At 28.6% G+C, this 17,473-nt stretch carries 18 protein-coding genes and 1 pseudogene; 17 read left to right on the top strand and 2 right to left on the bottom strand.

Annotation, left to right across the window (positions count from 1 at the left end; all coding sequences use genetic code 11):
- Positions 1 to 71 precede the first annotated feature (71 nt).
- A pseudogene (locus ACZ41D_RS10605) lies at positions 72 to 1,022 on the top strand (IS256 family transposase).
- A 274-nt stretch (positions 1,023 to 1,296) separates the two neighbouring features.
- Here the strand turns inward: ACZ41D_RS10605 and ACZ41D_RS10600 are convergent.
- On the bottom strand, positions 1,297 to 2,259 hold the full coding sequence (locus ACZ41D_RS10600) for a 2-hydroxyacid dehydrogenase (RefSeq protein WP_464151379.1): 963 nt from the start codon (positions 2,257 to 2,259) through the stop codon (positions 1,297 to 1,299).
- A 435-nt stretch (positions 2,260 to 2,694) separates the two neighbouring features.
- The gene (locus tag ACZ41D_RS10595; protein WP_464150702.1) at positions 2,695 to 4,176 is read right to left on the bottom strand and encodes an ISLre2 family transposase; all 1,482 of its coding nucleotides are present in this window, start codon (positions 4,174 to 4,176) and stop codon (positions 2,695 to 2,697) included.
- A 347-nt stretch (positions 4,177 to 4,523) separates the two neighbouring features.
- Here ACZ41D_RS10595 and ACZ41D_RS10590 point away from each other — a divergent pair, with 347 nt between their 5' ends.
- The 16 genes from ACZ41D_RS10590 to ACZ41D_RS10515 all read left to right on the top strand — a co-directional run bounded on the left by ACZ41D_RS10590 (position 4,524) and on the right by ACZ41D_RS10515 (position 17,471).
- Positions 4,524 to 4,748: a hypothetical protein gene (locus ACZ41D_RS10590; protein ID WP_464151378.1), complete on the top strand. Its 225-nt coding sequence runs from the start codon at positions 4,524 to 4,526 to the stop codon at positions 4,746 to 4,748.
- A 540-nt stretch (positions 4,749 to 5,288) separates the two neighbouring features.
- The gene (locus tag ACZ41D_RS10585; RefSeq protein ID WP_464151377.1) at positions 5,289 to 6,584 is read left to right on the top strand and encodes a dicarboxylate/amino acid:cation symporter; all 1,296 of its coding nucleotides are present in this window, start codon (positions 5,289 to 5,291) and stop codon (positions 6,582 to 6,584) included.
- 190 nt (positions 6,585 to 6,774) lie between these two features.
- On the top strand, positions 6,775 to 6,897 hold the full coding sequence (locus ACZ41D_RS10580) for a hypothetical protein (RefSeq protein ID WP_464151376.1): 123 nt from the start codon (positions 6,775 to 6,777) through the stop codon (positions 6,895 to 6,897).
- Positions 6,876 to 8,813 carry a hypothetical protein gene (locus ACZ41D_RS10575; protein WP_464151375.1) on the top strand — a complete coding sequence of 646 codons (1,938 nt, stop codon included), beginning with the start codon at positions 6,876 to 6,878 and terminating at the stop codon, positions 8,811 to 8,813. The genes ACZ41D_RS10580 and ACZ41D_RS10575 overlap by 22 nt, the downstream gene beginning before the upstream one ends.
- Positions 8,776 to 8,988, top strand: a complete 213-nt coding sequence (locus ACZ41D_RS10570) for a hypothetical protein (RefSeq protein WP_464151374.1) — start codon at positions 8,776 to 8,778, stop codon at positions 8,986 to 8,988. Before ACZ41D_RS10575 ends, ACZ41D_RS10570 begins: the two co-directional genes overlap by 38 nt.
- 503 nt (positions 8,989 to 9,491) lie before the next feature.
- Positions 9,492 to 9,776 (top strand): hypothetical protein, encoded by a 285-nt coding sequence (locus tag ACZ41D_RS10565; protein ID WP_464151373.1) that lies wholly within the window; start codon positions 9,492 to 9,494, stop codon positions 9,774 to 9,776.
- Between the two features lie 211 nt (positions 9,777 to 9,987).
- Positions 9,988 to 10,380, top strand: a complete 393-nt coding sequence (locus ACZ41D_RS10560; protein WP_464151372.1) for a secondary thiamine-phosphate synthase enzyme YjbQ — start codon at positions 9,988 to 9,990, stop codon at positions 10,378 to 10,380.
- A gap of 251 nt (positions 10,381 to 10,631) precedes the next feature.
- Positions 10,632 to 10,769 (top strand): hypothetical protein, encoded by a 138-nt coding sequence (locus ACZ41D_RS10555; protein ID WP_464151371.1) that lies wholly within the window; start codon positions 10,632 to 10,634, stop codon positions 10,767 to 10,769.
- Between the two features lie 165 nt (positions 10,770 to 10,934).
- Positions 10,935 to 11,273, top strand: a complete 339-nt coding sequence (locus ACZ41D_RS10550) for a DsrE family protein (RefSeq protein ID WP_464151370.1) — start codon at positions 10,935 to 10,937, stop codon at positions 11,271 to 11,273.
- 145 nt (positions 11,274 to 11,418) lie between these two features.
- Complete coding sequence (locus tag ACZ41D_RS10545) at positions 11,419 to 11,769, top strand: hypothetical protein (RefSeq protein WP_464151369.1); 351 nt, start codon at positions 11,419 to 11,421, stop codon at positions 11,767 to 11,769.
- Between the two features lie 231 nt (positions 11,770 to 12,000).
- Complete coding sequence (locus ACZ41D_RS10540) at positions 12,001 to 12,546, top strand: RNA polymerase sigma factor (RefSeq protein WP_464151368.1); 546 nt, start codon at positions 12,001 to 12,003, stop codon at positions 12,544 to 12,546.
- Between the two features lie 2 nt (positions 12,547 to 12,548).
- Positions 12,549 to 13,292, top strand: coding sequence for a hypothetical protein (locus ACZ41D_RS10535; protein ID WP_464151367.1), 744 nt, complete (start codon positions 12,549 to 12,551; stop codon positions 13,290 to 13,292).
- On the top strand, positions 13,286 to 14,161 hold the full coding sequence (locus ACZ41D_RS10530) for an ABC transporter ATP-binding protein (protein ID WP_464151366.1): 876 nt from the start codon (positions 13,286 to 13,288) through the stop codon (positions 14,159 to 14,161). The genes ACZ41D_RS10535 and ACZ41D_RS10530 overlap by 7 nt, the downstream gene beginning before the upstream one ends.
- Before the next feature lie 3 nt (positions 14,162 to 14,164).
- Positions 14,165 to 15,424 carry a hypothetical protein gene (locus ACZ41D_RS10525; protein WP_464151365.1) on the top strand — a complete coding sequence of 420 codons (1,260 nt, stop codon included), beginning with the start codon at positions 14,165 to 14,167 and terminating at the stop codon, positions 15,422 to 15,424.
- 13 nt (positions 15,425 to 15,437) lie between these two features.
- A complete protein-coding gene (locus tag ACZ41D_RS10520; RefSeq protein WP_464151364.1) occupies positions 15,438 to 16,574 on the top strand; it encodes a hypothetical protein in 1,137 nt (378 codons plus the stop codon).
- A gap of 465 nt (positions 16,575 to 17,039) precedes the next feature.
- A complete protein-coding gene (locus tag ACZ41D_RS10515; RefSeq protein ID WP_464151363.1) occupies positions 17,040 to 17,471 on the top strand; it encodes an ArsR/SmtB family transcription factor in 432 nt (143 codons plus the stop codon).
- Positions 17,472 to 17,473 lie beyond the last annotated feature (2 nt).

The following is a 17,473-nucleotide window of genomic DNA, read 5'->3' as shown; positions in this document are numbered from 1 at the left end:
ATCTAAATAAGATTAAATCCAGAAAGGAGCATTTTTTTATGAGTACAATGCCAAAAGAAGTTTTAAGAAAAATGATTACAGAAGATAATTTAAAAACTGCAAAAACTTAGTTTGATCAATTCCCAATTCAAGTTCCCAGAGACAGAAATAGCGATTTTGAGCCTGTTGTTGTCCCAAAGAATAAAAGGAATATACGATAGTATACTTCCACAGATTAAAGAATGGCAAAATAGACCCCTTGAATCAATTTATCCTTTTGTTTTTATGGATGCTATCTATTACAAGGTAAGAGAAGATGGGCAAATTAAAAGCAAAGCTGCTTATGTAGTATTAGGGGTTAATTTAGACGGATTTAAGGATGTTTTAGGCATTTGGATAGGTGAAAATGAATCATCTAAGTTTTGGTTATGGGTATTAAATTATCTCAAAAATAGAGGCGTTTTAGATGTACTAATATTTAGTGTAGATGTTTTAACTGGTTTGAAAGAAGCTATACAATCAGCATATCCAAAAGCTGAAATACAAAGGTACATAATTCACAATTAAGAAATACTTTTAAATATGTTAGCTACAAGGATATAAAAGAATTTTCTAATGATTTTAAGAGCGTGTATAAAGCTGTAAATGAAGAAGAAGCTCTTGAAAATTTAGGGGAACTTGAAGAAAAATGGGGTAAGAAATATCCCTATGCAATCAAAAGCTGGGAAACAAACTGGGATGTACTATCTCCATTCTTCAAATACCTTAAAGAAATCAGGACTATAATGTATACTACAAATATTATAGAAGGTTTCCATAGACAGCTAAGAAAAGTAACAAAGACTAAGACGATGTTTCCATCAGATCAAGCCCTTGAAAAAATACTTTACTTAGCTAGTCAAAACGTTGTAAAGAAGTGGACTCAAAGGTATAAAAACTGGGATTTAATATTAAATCAGTTAACCATATTCTTTGATGGAAGAATACAATGGTCCTTTAATCAATGCTTATATGCTTTAAGACAGCCTGAAAGGCTGGATTAAATCATATAAGCCAACAGAAAAAATAAAAATTTTTTTGAAAACAAATATACTATATAGCATATTAATAAATAAGCATACAACCCTATAATTAAAATTATTGCCAAAAATATTATTTTAATGCATAAAACATAATAATTTTGGCAATAACAAAAATAAGATATTAAGTTACAATTTTACATAGTATTAGTTAGTATTTCTTGTCAGATTAGAGTTGTATATTCTCTTCTAAAGCACAAATTTAATTATATTCTCGGTTGTAGGATTTTGCAACGAGCTATTTTGTTATAAGGTTAGGGGGAATGTGACCATTTAATGCTGCTATAATATTATCTGCAGCCATGATAGCCATTTTAACTCTTGTTTCATAGGTTGCACTTCCTATATGTGGGCACATTACTACATTATCTAACCCCATTAATTCTTCCCTTACTGCCGGTTCATTTTCAAATACGTCTAATCCTGCTCCCCAGATTTCCTTGTTTTTAAGGGCATTTACCAAAGCCTTTTCATCTACAACCGGCCCCCTTGAAGTATTGATTAAAATAGCAGTTTTTTTCATCATTTCAAATTCTCTTTCTCCTATAAGATGGACTGTTTCTTTTGTTAATGGTGTATGTAGTGAAATAAAATCTGAGTTTTTTAATAGTTCATCCATAGAAACATACCTAGCACCTAACTTTTTTTCAAAATCTTCCTTTCTACTTCTATTATAATACAGTATTTCCATATTAAAGGCCTTAGCTCTCTTTGCAAATGCTCTCCCAATACGACCTGCACCTATTATACCCAAAGTTTTACCTGTAACATCCCTGCCAAGTAACAATTGAGGCGACCATTTTTTAAATTTACCTTCCCTTATATATCTATCTCCCTCTACTACTCTTCTTGCAGTAGCAAATAAAAGGGCCCATGCTAAATCAGCAGTTGCATCTGTTAATACATCTGGAGTATTTGTTAATAGAACATTTTTTTCCTTTGCGGCCTTTACATCCATGTTATTATATCCTACTGCATAATTTGCAAATATTTTTACTTTAGGTTCAGTATCCATTAGTTCTGCATCAATTCTATCTGATAATAAACATAAAACTCCATCTTTTCCCTTGATTTTTTCTTTTAATTCTTCATATGTAAGTTCTCTATCAAACTCATTTACTTCAACATCAAAATATTTTTTTAGCTTATTTATCCCTTCTTCTGGTATCATTCTAGTTACATAAACCTTTTTCCTTTCCACATTAATCCCCCCATTAATAAAAATGCATTATAACAAGTATAATTTTATCATATAAACAATTATAAGAGCAATTATCGTAGATTTATAGATACTGTCAAGTAAAAGTTGGCAAAATTATTATTTTTAAATTTAATCATCCAATTTTGCTGTTTTAATTATGTTTTTATGCCCGATAGGGCAAGAGTATTCTATTTATACTTTCTACAATTTTAAAAATAAATTTACATATACTTTACAATGATTTCAAAATTGTTATTCTATAATACTAGACTTATGATTATAGAATAACAATAAGTCTGAGAGCCCTATTTTTAGGTCTAATTCTATTTATTCATCAGTATTAATGCTCTATTATGTTGTATTTTTTTAGGCTTATATTAGAGCATAGGTATCGTATGTTAGCTTATTCTTTTAAGTTATATAATATATTAGATATTAAAAACTTAGGTTCATTTGACTTGCACATTTGCAACCTAACATGTCCTTTATGGCTTTTCTTCCGTTAGTTACTGAACATTGACTAAATGGCATGCTTGCTCTTTTGTGTTTGTATATCTTGCTTTTCTTTGGCTTTTTATTTACTTCTGCTGCTGTTAATCCTACTTTTTCTATTATTTCTTCAAGCTTTTCTTCTTTTATTTCTTTGTTCAGTAGTGATTTTATTGTTGTTGCTAATTCTTTGCTTGCTTTTTCTGCTAGTATCTTGGCTAAGTTACTGGCTCCTTGTATTGACCAACTTGTTTTATTCCCTTTCATCCTTTGTGCTAATATATCACATATGCTATGTTCCATTGTTCCTAGATTTCTATATTTAATTCCTTCTGGTGGTTGCGGCATATTTATGTCTGGGCGAAGTTTGTAGAGCACTATCCCTTCTTTGTTGTTTACTAGGTAATTATATAGTGCCTGTAATTTCTTCATTTTCTTTTGATTATCATTGTTTTCTATCATTAGTTTTGTTATCATTTCTAATCCTTCTTCTATGTTACCATTGCTTAGTTTCTTTATTATTTCTTTTGCCTTTTTCTTATCTTCTATGTTCTTAAGTACTGCTTGATTTCTATGAAATGGATCTAATTGAAAGTGTGAATTGTCTTCTTTTATAACTTCTTTTATCCAGTTTGCTCCATCTCCATTTACTATTTTTGTTTCTATTTCGTCAGTATTATATTGTTTCGCTATTTTGGCTTGTCTTAGTTTTCTAAATTCTTTACTACTTCCAAAGCTTGCATATGCTTTTTTGTTCTTTAGTACATATCTATCTTTTTTCTCATGCTTCTTCTCCCAGCCTTCATAAAAAATTCCTAATTTTAGTTCTTTTTTCTCTTTTCCCTTAGTCTTTTTATCTTTACCTTGGATATTTATCCACACTCCATCCATTTCTTCAAACAATATTTTTGTTTCTTTTTTGCCTTGTAATTTTTCTTCGTTGTTTAATTTTATTTCGTGTTTTTCTTTTTGTTTTAGTTGTTCTCCTAAGTTTTGTATTATGTTCCAAGCTGCTGAATGACTTATACTTTGGTTTGTCATTTCTGTTATTTTATTTGCTGTTTTTCTATATGATTCATCTGTTGCTAGATCTACTATTTTTTCTACTAGATTTGTAGATATATGTCCTATGGTTTCCATTTTTAAGTATTCATCTAAAAGGCATTTGTAACCTCTTTTACCCTCTTGTGTAGTATATTGATATATTCTACGTTTATATTCAATTTCGCCCATTATTGTTTTTATGGTAGTTTTCTTTAATCCTTTATTTCTATATTCTTCTTTATCTCTTTCTTTCATTAATTTATTATCTAATTTTTCTAATAGCTCTACGAGCATTTCACATGCCTGTCGGCATACAAGCTTATATATAATTTTCTCTAAGTTCTTGAAATTAATTTCTTTTTCATCTAAACTTATATTATACATGTAATCATCCCTTTTATAGTTTTCTTATTAATTACTATTATATTGGATGATTCATATATGTTAAAGGTGCTTTCGGGCATCTTTTTCATTTTTGTTGTTTTTGCCTACTAAAATTATACTCTAAGAGATTTATATATTGTATAGCCATATAACCATAGGAATTTTTCGGGGCCAGTAAAAAAGATGTGTATTTATATTGAAAATCTTATAAAACTATCAAAAAGTTAAAATTCAATCTAATAAATAAAGATTTTTCATTAAATCCAATTAATAAAAAAAATATATGTCTAGGGAACGGCAGACTGTGTACAAGATATAATAATTGGTTAACATAATGCGGGTGAAATATGCTACAATTAACCTATTACAGCAGAGATGTTTTTGGGATTTTTCCTAAAAACAATGGATTTACAATTAAATCAAGTGGTGATTTTAATGGTACAAGGATTTACACAGACGGATCTGAATTTGAAAGTATGTGGTGGTCACCTGACAGTAAATATCAAGTTATTTCTATTGTGCATGAAAAAGATCGATTGCTTGAATCTGGAAAAAAGAACAAAGAGGTATAATAGTTAGGTTTGCATTTGAAGATTACATTGGCAATCAGCAAAACGGTAAGTTGGATTTTAATTGTGAAACAGGTATTATTTCTAACATTGAGTTTGAATAATCATTATGAGTATAATAGGTGTATTGCAAATTAAAATTTTTTAAGGAAACTACAGTAACTATGAGAAGGTTCGAGATTAGTGAAAAAATCCCCATTAATTAATGCAAACAGAAAAGCACACTTAAGATATATCCATCGAAAAACATTAAATTAGCAATAGCAAATTCAGTATTAGAATAGTAAATATTAAAAGAAAAAGGATTATCTATTAGACAGATAGCTAGATTAACAGAAATAAGCAGACATATTATACTAAAATTATATAACTATGTTTTGTAACTAAATTTCGACCAGAAGAACCGTCCCTGCGGTTATGCGGTTATTTTCGGAAAATTCTATATTGATATATTTTTGTAAATATGATATATTTTTTGTATACCAATTATTTTCAATTTTTGTTATATTTTTATTTAATTAAAATTGTTAAGGGAGGGTGTTTATGGGGAAAAGTTTAGTTAAAAAGATTTTTATTGCATTTGTTTTAGGTCTTATTTTAGGTCTTGTTTTATGGTTAACTAAAGTACCAATTGAAGGCTATGTAAAATGGGTTTCACCTTTTGGACAAATTTTAGTATCAATGTTGAAAATGATTGTTATACCCGTTATTTTATTGTCTTTAATTTCTGGAGCTGCTTCGGTTCCTACAAAGGAATTCGGGAAAATCGGTATTAAGGTTATTATCTGGTATCTTTTAACTTCTTTATTTGCTGCTATTTTAGGCTCTACATTGGCTTTAGGATTTAACCCTGGAGGTTCATCATCTCAAGGTGCTTGGCAGTCCTTAATGTCTATGGAAGATGCAACACAAATAACTCCTACAGGTTCTGGTAGTTTAGCAGATATACTTATAGGAATGTTCCAAAATCCTTTCCAAGCATTATCTGAAGGTAATTTCTTAGCAATAATTGTGTTTGCAATAGCCTTTGGGTTAGGATTAAAACTTATATCTGAAGATGGTAGCAAAAACATAAAATCCAATGTAGATAATTTATTAGGTATTGTTGAAGCTGCCAAAGAAGCTATCTTTAAAATAGTTGATTGGATTTTAGCATATTCTCCTATAGGCGTCTTTGCATTAACGTCAGTAAACTTTGCCCAATTTGGTTCATCTCTTTTTGGACCTTATGTAAAACTAGCCTTAGGTGTTATTATAGGAATAATTATAATGATTTTTGGTATATATCCTTTATTGATGTTTGTTACATTAAGAGAAAATCCTTTTAAAGTAATAGCAAAATTGAAGGAACCTATGCTAACAGCTTTTGTTACTAGAAGTTCTGCTGCATCCCTTCCTGTTTCTTTGAGAGTTGCCACAGAGAATTTGAAAGTGAGTGAAAATATTTCATCTTTTGCATTGCCTTTAGGTTCTACTATTAATATGGATGGTGTTTGTATTCACTTACCTATGTTTGCTGTTTTATCGGCAAATATGTTTGGAGCAGATATGGGCTTTGCAACTTTAGCTGTTCTCGTTATTACAACTGTTTTAGCTTCAGTAGGTGCTGGTGGTGTTCCAGGTGGAAGTCTAATGCTTCTTTTTATAATTTTACAAAATATGGGTTTGGCACAGGAACAAATAGCATTAATAGTTGGTTTAGCCCTAGGAATTAACCCAATACTTGATATGTTTGAAACTATGAACAATGTAACTGGTGACCTTGTATGTACATACAGTGTTGCAAGGATGTCAAATCTTGTTGGTAAAGAAGAAGCCCTTGATTCATCTGAATCTTAAATAAAGATATTTAAAAATATTATGCTACCAAGAAGTATTCTCTTTTTGGTAGCATGTTATTTTTTATGAAAAATATTAATTTTCCTTAAACAAATAAGATTCATGTTTGAGATAGATTTAATTGATTATTTTAATGACTTATATTAGTTAAGGGGATGAAAGATAATGAAAAATATAATAAAATTGTAGTATGAAAGCAGTTGATGAAGAAAAATTCAAAAATATACTTTTTCAACAGTTGTGGAGTTTTACAGCTGACCATAAAATATTTAACATAAGGGAGAAAAAAATATGCATGATAAGAAATATTTAGAGAAGGTTATATATCAAATCAATGAAAAAAATCCTTTTTTCTTATTTGCAAAGGGTTGGTCATCACCAACTTATGGATTTTCATATAATAAATCTAGAAGTACAAAAGCCATGAATGCTTTAATGAAGAGTTCTATTATTAATGAAAGTAGAAATGACGTTATTTGTATATTATCTGATTGGGAGACTGTTGCAGAAGGCATTTTTTTCACTGATAAAGCAATTTACGTGAATTCACCAAAAAATGAGAGTAAAAAATTTAGCGTTAGATATGATGAAATACTGGAGTTAAAATACTATAGTTCAACTGCAGAATTAAAGATTATTTCTAAAACTGGTGCTACATATTATATTACAACACCTATGTGGAGTAAAAGAAATATAAAAATTTTTCTTGAAATTGCATCGGGTAATATGAATTTTGATGATGAAGATCGGAAACGGGTGAAGCACGTTGAGTTATTAAACATTAATAATGAGGATACAGGTTCTTTAGCAGCAGGTGTGGTTTATGGAAATGTTAGCAATGCAAGTACTTTATATGGAATGGATAAATTTAATACCCCTAGAGGACATGGCTTTGCAGCAGAAAGAGCAAATCATATTTACGATAAATTGACAGGAAAAGATGTTAAACTTGTTGGAGATGATAATGCAAAATTTGGTGCAGATAGAGTGGTTAATGGAGTTAATATTCAATCAAAATATTGTAATTCTGGTTCTAAATGTATTCAGGAATGTTTTCAAGATGGAAAATTTAAATATATTAATCCGGATGGATCACTAATGAAAATTGAGGTTCCATCCGATAAATATGATGCTGCTGTTCAAGCTATGGAAAATCGAATAAAAAATGGACAAGTACCTGGGGTTACTGATATAAAGGAAGCAAAAAATATAGTTAGAAAGGGTCATTTTACATATGAACAGGCTAAAAATATAGCAAAATCAGGAACTATAGAATCTATAACATTTGATGCTGTTAATGGTGCAATTATTGCAAATATAGCTTTTGGATTAAGCACAGCTGTAACTTTTGCAGCTTGTATTTGGAATGGGGAAGATTTTAATACAGCTTTAAAATCTGCAACCTATTCAGGGTTAAAGGTCGGTGGAATTACTTTTGCTACTGCTGTTTTATCAAGTCAATTATCTAGAGCAGGATTAAATAGTGCGTTAGTAGGAAGCTCAGAAGCTATTGTTAATATTATGGGACCAAAGGCATCAGCTGTTCTAGTAAATGCCTTTAGAAGTGGATCGAATATTTATGGTGCTGCAGCTATGAAAAGTGCAGCAAAAATGTTGAGAAGTAATGTAATAACAGGTATTGTTTCTGTTTTTGTATTATCTTCGGTAGATGTAGTAGATATTTTTAAAGGAAGAATATCGGGAGCACAATTGTTCAAAAATCTTGCTAATACAGCATCAACAGTAGCTGGAGGAACTGCTGGTTGGGTAGGAGGAGCTACTGTTGGAGCATCTGTTGGTTCAGTTGTTCCTATAATAGGTACAGCTGTTGGAGGATTTGTAGGAGGATTAATTGGATCTTTTGCTGGTGGGAGTGCAGCAAGTAAGATGTCCAATACTGTTGTTAGTAAAATTATTAAAGATGATGTGGATGAAATGGTAGGTATTATAGAAAAAGTATTCATTCAAATGGCAGAAGACTATTTGTTAAGTAAAAAAGAAGCAGAAAATATTATAGATCGTTTAAAAGATGATTTGACAGGTTCAGTACTTAAGAATATGTTTGCAAGTTCTAACAGAAGGGAATTTGCTCAAAAACTATTAATAAACTATGTTGAAAGTGAAGTTGGTAAGCGTAAAAAGATAATTATGCCTTCTAAAGAAGAAATGCAAAAAGGTTTAAAAAGTGTTCTTGAAGAAATTTCTGGGGTACAATGGGCTATTTTATAGTTTTCTAAAACAAATCATATACAGATTATTTATCTATGATATAGAACTTGTAACTTCTATAGATAATTTTAGAAAGATCATGAAAGAAGCTGAAGAAGAGTTTAATAAAAATGGGATGGAGATTCCGACAATTTACTGCTTAAAAAATTCAAAACATGATGGTAGAGAATATTGAAGCAAATGAAAAATATCACATTAGCAATAGACTTTTGGAAAATATGTTAAAAAAAGAAGTAATAGTAAGTATTATTTTATCTATTATATATGAAGCGTATCACGTTGAAATGGACAATAGTGTGTCATATTAAAGATATATGTCTAAAGTTTTTTTGAGCTTTTCTTTGATTTGTAGGCGAATATATTCAGGTTCTAATACTTCACAATCCAATCACTTTCACAACTTCCAAATAATGAAGACAGTTTCTGTTTTATCCAACACAAAATCAGGTAAGAGAGAGATTCCCCTGCCTCTGCCTTTGGTCATGTAGATAGGAATGCCTGCTGAAGATAAGAGTTCCACATCTATTATAAGGGGATAATATGACATCAACAAGACATATTAAAATGTTTTAGTATTCCTTTTGATAAGTAAAACATATTAGTCTATTTGTATTGACAAGATTTTTCTGCTAGAAGTAACATTTTAACAACAAAACTTTGAATTTTCAGGAGGTCATTATGGTATATGTAATTATAAGTCTTATTTTAGGAATAACATCTTGGGCAATTGCAATTTGGAATTGTAGAAATGAAGAAGGGAAAAAAGTAAAATATATTATCATTAGTTTTGTTTTGTCTTTGTGTTCTATTTATCCCCAGATTTTACTTATGAGTAGTTATGGAGATGATTTTGTACCTATTATTGATACTGTTGGTGCTTTGAAAACAGTAATTCCAATTTTAATAATTATTACTGCTGTATTGAATTTTGTACCTATGAAAATAAAAATACGAAGTAACTAAGTGACAGTTCTTTTGATTAGAGATAGACATAAAAATCACATACTTAAAAAATTTATTATTTATAAATAACTTTTGCTTCATCTAAGTAAATTTTGACTACCTTACAATTATTTTTTAAATTATAAAGTAAAAGATTAGTTTCATAAATATGGTTTTATATTTTTGTGAAATTATCCAAATAAATAGAAGTATAGATAAGGAAGGTGAAATTATGGAGTACTCAATAAAAACTAGAGAAGCACAAGAGTTTATTAATATAACAGATCTTGTTAGGGAAGCAGTAAAAACAAGTGGAGTAAAAAAAGGGATAGTGGTAGTTTTCGTTCCTCATACTACTGCTGGAATAACAATAAATGAAAATGCAGACCCTGATGTTGTAAGGGATATTTTGACAGCATTAAATAAAAGGTATCCTGAAAATGATGATTATCTCCATATAGAAGGAAATTCCCATGCCCATATAAAAGCATCGTTAATGGGAAGCTCATGTAATGTTATCATAGAAGATGGAAAACTCAAAATGGGAACATGGCAGGGGATTTATTTCTGTGAATTTGATGGGCCAAGAAATAGAAAAGTATATATAAAAATACTTGAAGGCTAATAAGTAAAATATTTTTAAAGGTTTGGCTTTAAACATAAAATAGTCTCCATCTTAATTTAAGGTGGGGATTATTTTATGTGCGCCCAGCATGCGCACAATATAATGAAGTAAAGTTCCTATTTTGGTTTTACGCTAACAAATCTAAATTTTCTTTATGTTAAATACATAACAAATTAGTTATTTTCTATTGACATATTATTCTATTTACAATAGCATGATAAAAAAATAATTATAGGAGGAATTATTTTAAAATGAGAAAACAAATTGATGTAGAGAGAATGGCATGGGAGGATCAGGGTGTACTTGTGGAGCAATGTATTTCTTTTACAGGAGAAGTTGCTGCAGAAGTTACAAAGATAATTATCCGAGAGACAGACAATATAGATTAAGTTAACAATGATAAATTAAAAAAATTAAACAAGTTCCAAAAGGTGTTTATCACATTGTTGTTGAAATTTATACAATAACTGAAAATAATGAGATCTTGATCATCATTGGTAAGAGATCGCTTTTATGTTCATGAAGTAATTTAAAAATAAAGCAGGAGGTAAATAATGGATAATAAATTAACGATACTTTGGACAAATGCAGATCCAATTACAGCAGAATTAATGGTTTTTATGTATGTTGAAGCAAGTTTGAAAAATGAATGGTGGAAGGAAGTTGAAATAATTGTATGGGGAGCAACAGCTAAACTGGTTGTTGAGAATAAAGCAATTCAAGAAAAACTTTTAGAGATCCAAGCGAAAGGTGTAAAAGTAAGATTTTGTATCGCTTGTGCAGCACAACTTGGCATCGATAACAAAGTAGAAGCACTAGGCTTTGAGTTAAAACCGATGGGACAGCCATTGACAGAAATCCTTAAAACTGATGGAAAATTATTGACTATCTAATATATAATGTTATCAAATCGAAATTTTAAGTTAATATCAAAAATAATAGTACTTATTAAAAATTGGAATTAATTGTCAATAGTCACATTGATAAAGGAAGCTATGACTATATTATTATGACTTGCCTAATGCATTAACACATGCGATGCTAGAACGATGCTTCTGCTTTCGTCACCAAGGCACTTTCTCTTTAAAAGATAAACCGATTATTATTCTATCAACTGGTTATTCTAAGGATGAAGAAAATAGTCAAGTATTAAAAATAGTAGAATATTTTGCGAATAACAATAAAATGAAAGTAATTTCAAAGTTTTTAGTAGGTGCTTTTTCCCAATGCTATTCATGTAAATATGGTATTACTTGTGCTTATGGAAATGTTGTAAAAGACAATGGTTTTGTTGATAAAATCACACCAGAGATGCTACCACTTAAATTTAAACAGCAAGAAGATTCTATTTTAAAATGCCATCGTGCAGCAGGTGTGTTTTTTATATAATAAATATAAGTATATCCTTTAAAATTTTCAAAAATATAAAAAATTACTGAAGGGCCTTCAAAAGTTATGAACAGAGAAGAAGCGGACATGTTTTTTGTCCGCCTTTTTTATTAGAATATACTATGTTTTAATAGTGGAAAAAAATAAGAAATAAAAAGTTAAAACTATTTATTTAGCTATTACGTATATAATAATAGACAAAGATTTTAAATATGGGATAGATGGTGAACAATGGATAGAGATAGAAGATTAATAAGAAGTATTAAAAGAAAACAGGATAAAGATGCAGCTAATGAGTTAATCTCTAAATATTATAAGGAAGTATATACTTATGTATATAAACAGACAGTTGATAAGGAACTTTCTATGGACTTAACTCAGGATATATTTATAAATGTATTAAAATCCATATATACCTATGATGAAAGGAAAGCTAATTTTAGAACTTGGCTTTATAGGATAGCTACTAATAGATTGGTAGATTACTATCGTTCTAGGAATTATAAGTATAATAATATGATAGTTCCAGTTTATAATGTTCAGATATTTAATGAGAAGGATTTAGAGGTTACAGTTGAAGATAAAGAAGATGTAAAAAAGATAATGAATATACTCGATAGTTTAGATACGCTATCACAGCAGATATTTAGACTAAAGATGTTTGCAGAGTATACATTTTTAAAAATATCTAAAGTATTAGAGATTCCAGAATCCACAGTTAAAACACGGTATTATTCAATGATTAAAAAAATTAGAGAAGAATTTAAGGAGGGATAACTATGAAAGTGGACATGCCAAATGAAAGAGAAATAAAGGCTGAAATAGACAGTATTATAGCTAAAGGTTTAGAAAATAGGGAATCATTTCACTCTCTTTTAACAAATATGTACAGGCAAATAGGCATTAGGAATTTATTTCATGATAAGCTAGAGATTATCTTCATTACATTATTAATGTCTTCTGTTTTATTATGGACTATTGTTAATGGCAATATGAAAAATGTGGAAGAAATATATGCTTATTTATTTACAATATCTCCGCTGTTATATCTTACAATGTCTATTTTTAACTTTATCAATTCAAAACAGAATAATACTTATGAAATAGAAATGACCTGTAAATACAATATATATCAAATATCAGCTTTTAGAATGTTAGTATTTAGTATTATATGTATTTTATTTAATTCTTTATTTGTATATATAACCGTCTATATTTATGAAGAAATAAGTTACTTAAAAGCCTTTATAATTTCAATAGCATCCTTATTTTTATTCTCTACAGTTTTTTTACTTGCAATGACTAATATTAGAAACATGTTTACAAAATACTTTGTTTTTTTAGGATGGATAGTCTTTAATTTTGCTTTAGTTATATTTAAAGTGAATTTTTACATCAAATTAATAGATAGCATTTCCATATATACATGGTTTGCAGTGACAATTATTTCTATAGTTATATACATGAGAAATCTTAAAAAGCTTATTTTATTTAGAAAAAGGAAAGGGATGATTAGATGTTGATAGTAAACAATGTAAGTAAAAGCTATGGCAAGTTTTCAGTCCTTGAAGATATAAATATTGAGTTTACAAATGGAGTATATGGTTTATTGGCACCAAATGGAGCAGGCAAGACTACTTTAATTAAGATGTTGACTACTTTACTTTTTCCAGATAGAGGAGAGATACTTTACAATGGTACAGATATATTTTCTATGGGAGATGATTATAGGAATATATTAGGCTATTTACCTCAAGAATTTGGATATTATAAGAATTATAGCCCTAGAAGATTTCTTAATTATCTATCAGCATTAAAGGGGATGGATAGAGGTAAGGCAAAAAAGAAAATAGATGAGCTTTTAAGGCTAGTTGGATTGGAAAATGTAGTAGATAAGAAAATGAAGAAATTTTCAGGTGGGATGATTCAAAGAGTAGGTATTGCTCAAGCTATGCTTAATGACCCGAAAATACTTATATTAGACGAACCTACGGCTGGATTAGATCCAAAGGAGAGGGTACGATTTAGAAACCTATTGGCAGAATTATCTAGAGATAGAATAGTTATTCTTTCTACTCATATTGTTTCAGATATAGAATCAATAGCTAACGAAATAGTAATGATAAAAGATAAAAGAGTTTTGTATAAGGATAAATTAAAAAATATATGTAAAATACTTGAAGGTATAGTCTATGAAACAAAAGTTGAATTTGAGGAAGTTTCAAATTTTAGAAAGAAGTTTTTTTCTTTGTCAGAAAGGCAGGAAAATGACAAGATGAAAATTAGATTCATATCCAAAGAAAAACTTGAGAGTTCCTGGAATAGTGTAGAACCAACTATAGAAGATGTATTTCTTTATGTATATAAAGATGAAGTAATAAAAGAGGGATAAAAAATGGAAATAAAGATAAATGAGTTTAAAAAAATTATAAATTCTCCTATTATTATAGGACTTTTAATTCTATTTATAGTTTTTAATTCCTTTATAATATTTGAAAACTCATATTTTAAAGATGATCTGAAAGTCTTAAATAAGATAGTTAATATGTTTGGCTATAAAATCAATGATGAAATGAAAGCTAAATTTAAGGAGTATTATGAAGAAGGATTAAATAAATTAAATACAATTGTAAAAGAGAAGGAATCAAAAGCTTATAATAGTGCATCTGAATTTTATAATGATAGTCCTTATGGTATTGAAGATACATACAGTGAGGAAGAAGTTAAATTTATTAAAGAACTAGGAATAATAGAAGCTTATTATTATAAAGTTGAGGAAATAGATGATATCTATTCAAAAATTGATATTATGGGAAAAGCTGAAGGAGAAATAAACAAATATAGACTTAGTGGAAAGGCTGCTGATACAGTAAGAAATCAATATAGGGATTTTAATATTAGATTCTGTCAATTGCTCAACAATGAAGAACATAAAAATCTATTTTTTTTAGGACAATTCTATAAAATGCATTCCTTGTTATTCAAAAATTTATTTAGAAAAGTTATATTTGAAATAATCATACTAGTAGTTTTAATAACTGCCTATTTAGTAAACTATGAATTTGATAATAATACAGAAGCTATAACCTATACAACTAAAAGGGGCAGAAACTTTATTTTAGACAAGCTATATACAGCCTTAGTTTCAAATATATTAGTAGCCACAATTATTTTAACTACCAGTTTGGGATTGTATTTTATGATTTTTAATTATTGGGGACTATGGAATGTTCCTATAAGTAGTTACTTTAACGCAGAGTATGGCTTACCATATATGTCTTGGTGGAATATGTCCTTTATACAATACTTATTTTCCTGTGTAGGACTTGTTTATATAAGTACATTGCTTTTTACTGGAATTACCTTTTTAATAACAAGATTAGCAAAAAACACTTATATTGTATTTTTCTTGTTTGCCATAATATTTGGTTTGTTTTTAGCTGTTCCTAGTCTACTACCTAGAAATAGCAATGTGATTTTCATAGGCGCATTTACACCATTTTATTTAGTCATGAATCCATTTAAGTGGTTTATGGAAAGTGGTGCTTTTACAACCTTTAAGTATTATGAATTGATTACGATAGGTATATGGTCAGTATTATTGTCAGTTTTTAGTGCATTATCAATTAAGAAATTTAAAAGGCTAGATATATAGTGAGGTGAGTTAAATGAATATTGTTATAAATGAATTGAAGAAGATATTTAATATAAAGTCTATCCTATTATTAATACTTATAAATATCATCATGTTTTTTCTCTTTATTGAATTTGAAATAACAAATTTTCCAAATGGTAGACCTGCCTTGGACATTTACAATATATTTGTAGAAATGAAAGAAAAGTATGGTGAATTTATGGATGAAAAGGAGTTTGAGGATTTTAAATTAAGATATGAAGAAATTAAAGAAGAAGCAGATGAGTATATTCAATCAAGGGAAGATTTTAAAAGATTAGGTATAACAAATTATGATGAATTTGTTAATATGGATACGACAAATGAGGAACTTGACAGACTTTTTGATGATGTAATCTTTAAAAAGCAAGTAGATATCTTTTGGGAACTTCCTTGGAGAGAAGATTTTATACGAGATTATGAAAATAGGGAAGAGTATATGTTGATAAAAGCAAAAAATGAAAAGCAGGAACTAAGAATTAAAGAAATATTAGAAAAAGGATTAGAAACTTCTGTTTTTAATGATGTAGTATTTCAAAATTATAATGACTTTATAAAACCAGTAGCTGCAACTATATTGTTAAGTGTAATCTTTATGATAACTCCTATATATTTTAGAGACAATAAAGAAAAACTACACTACCTTCAGTACACATCTAAAACAGGAAGGAAAATATTTAAAAAGAAGATAATTGCAGGGATTTTAGCATCTTTTATAATGGTAACCTTACAATTAATATGCTATTTTAGCATATACTCTACAAACAATACATCTATGTTTTTTAACTCTAATATAAACTCAATATATAATATTGTATCTTGGTATGATTTGACATTTATTCAATATATAATTCTTACTGTTTTAGGAATTTATATATTAGCTTTTGTATTTACACTAATATCTATGGTGGTTTCTAGTATAGGTAAAAGCTATATAGCTTTAATAGGTATTCAATTGCCTATAATGATATTTACCTTTTCATTACTATTGAAGTATCTAATATATTATATTACAAGCATTTGGTACCCAAAATATTTTATAGGCTTAACCTATATAGCATTAATATTTATTAGCACTTTATCTATCATAACTAGATGGAAAAGGGAAAAAAAGGCAGATATTCTATACTAGTGGTTGCATTGGGGACGTTTTTTGCACCTAATTTTCTTAGAGTATCTTATATAATTCATTACACCTTTAATGAAAAACTTTGATTATTCACAATATTTTATTTTTATAAAAAATAGAAAATAATTTAGAAGATTTCTCTTTGATATAGAAAGAATGGTATGGGAGGATTAGGGTGTACTTGTGGAGCAATGCATTTCTTTTACAGGAGAAGTCGCTGCAGAAGCTACTAAGATAATTATCCGAGAGTTAGACAATATAGATTAAGTTACCATGAATAAATTAAAAGATTATTTATCTTATTGACAAGAAACTTTTATTTGATATATAATATTTATATGCATAATAGGGCATACGTGCATATTATAATAAATAAAAGAAAGACAAATGATTAATGAACAATTAAGAATTGTTTTTGTGGTTTTAAGGTTGTACTTATTAACTTTTTTAAGTATATGGAGGTTTAGTATGAAAGACTATGAAGTTAATATTTTAGAGAGATATACAACTATATTTAAAGCACTTTCTGACTCAACAAGACTCAAGATAATGTGGTTATTACTTTCAATTGATTCAAAAATTAGTGTATCTGAGATTATCGATGTTTTAGAAGAAAACCAATACAATGTTTCTAAACATTTAAAAGTATTAAAGAATGCAGGACTTATTTATAAAAAAAATGAAGGGAAATGGTCATTTTATCATTACTTACCTGGTGATGATGCTTTTGATACATATATTCGACAAACTATTATGTCCATACCTAAAGAACTAATGGCTGATGAAATATATAGATGTAAGTTACGTCTATCCATGAGAAAAGATGGGAAATGTGTACTCGGTGCAGATAGTGAAGAATGGGAAGAATTAAAGAATGAAAAAAAACATAAGGGGAGATGAAG

The sequence above is a fragment of the Brassicibacter thermophilus genome, assembly GCF_055378355.1.
Note: the sequence above shows the minus strand (reverse complement) of the source record. Positions and strands in the feature narration are given on the sequence as shown.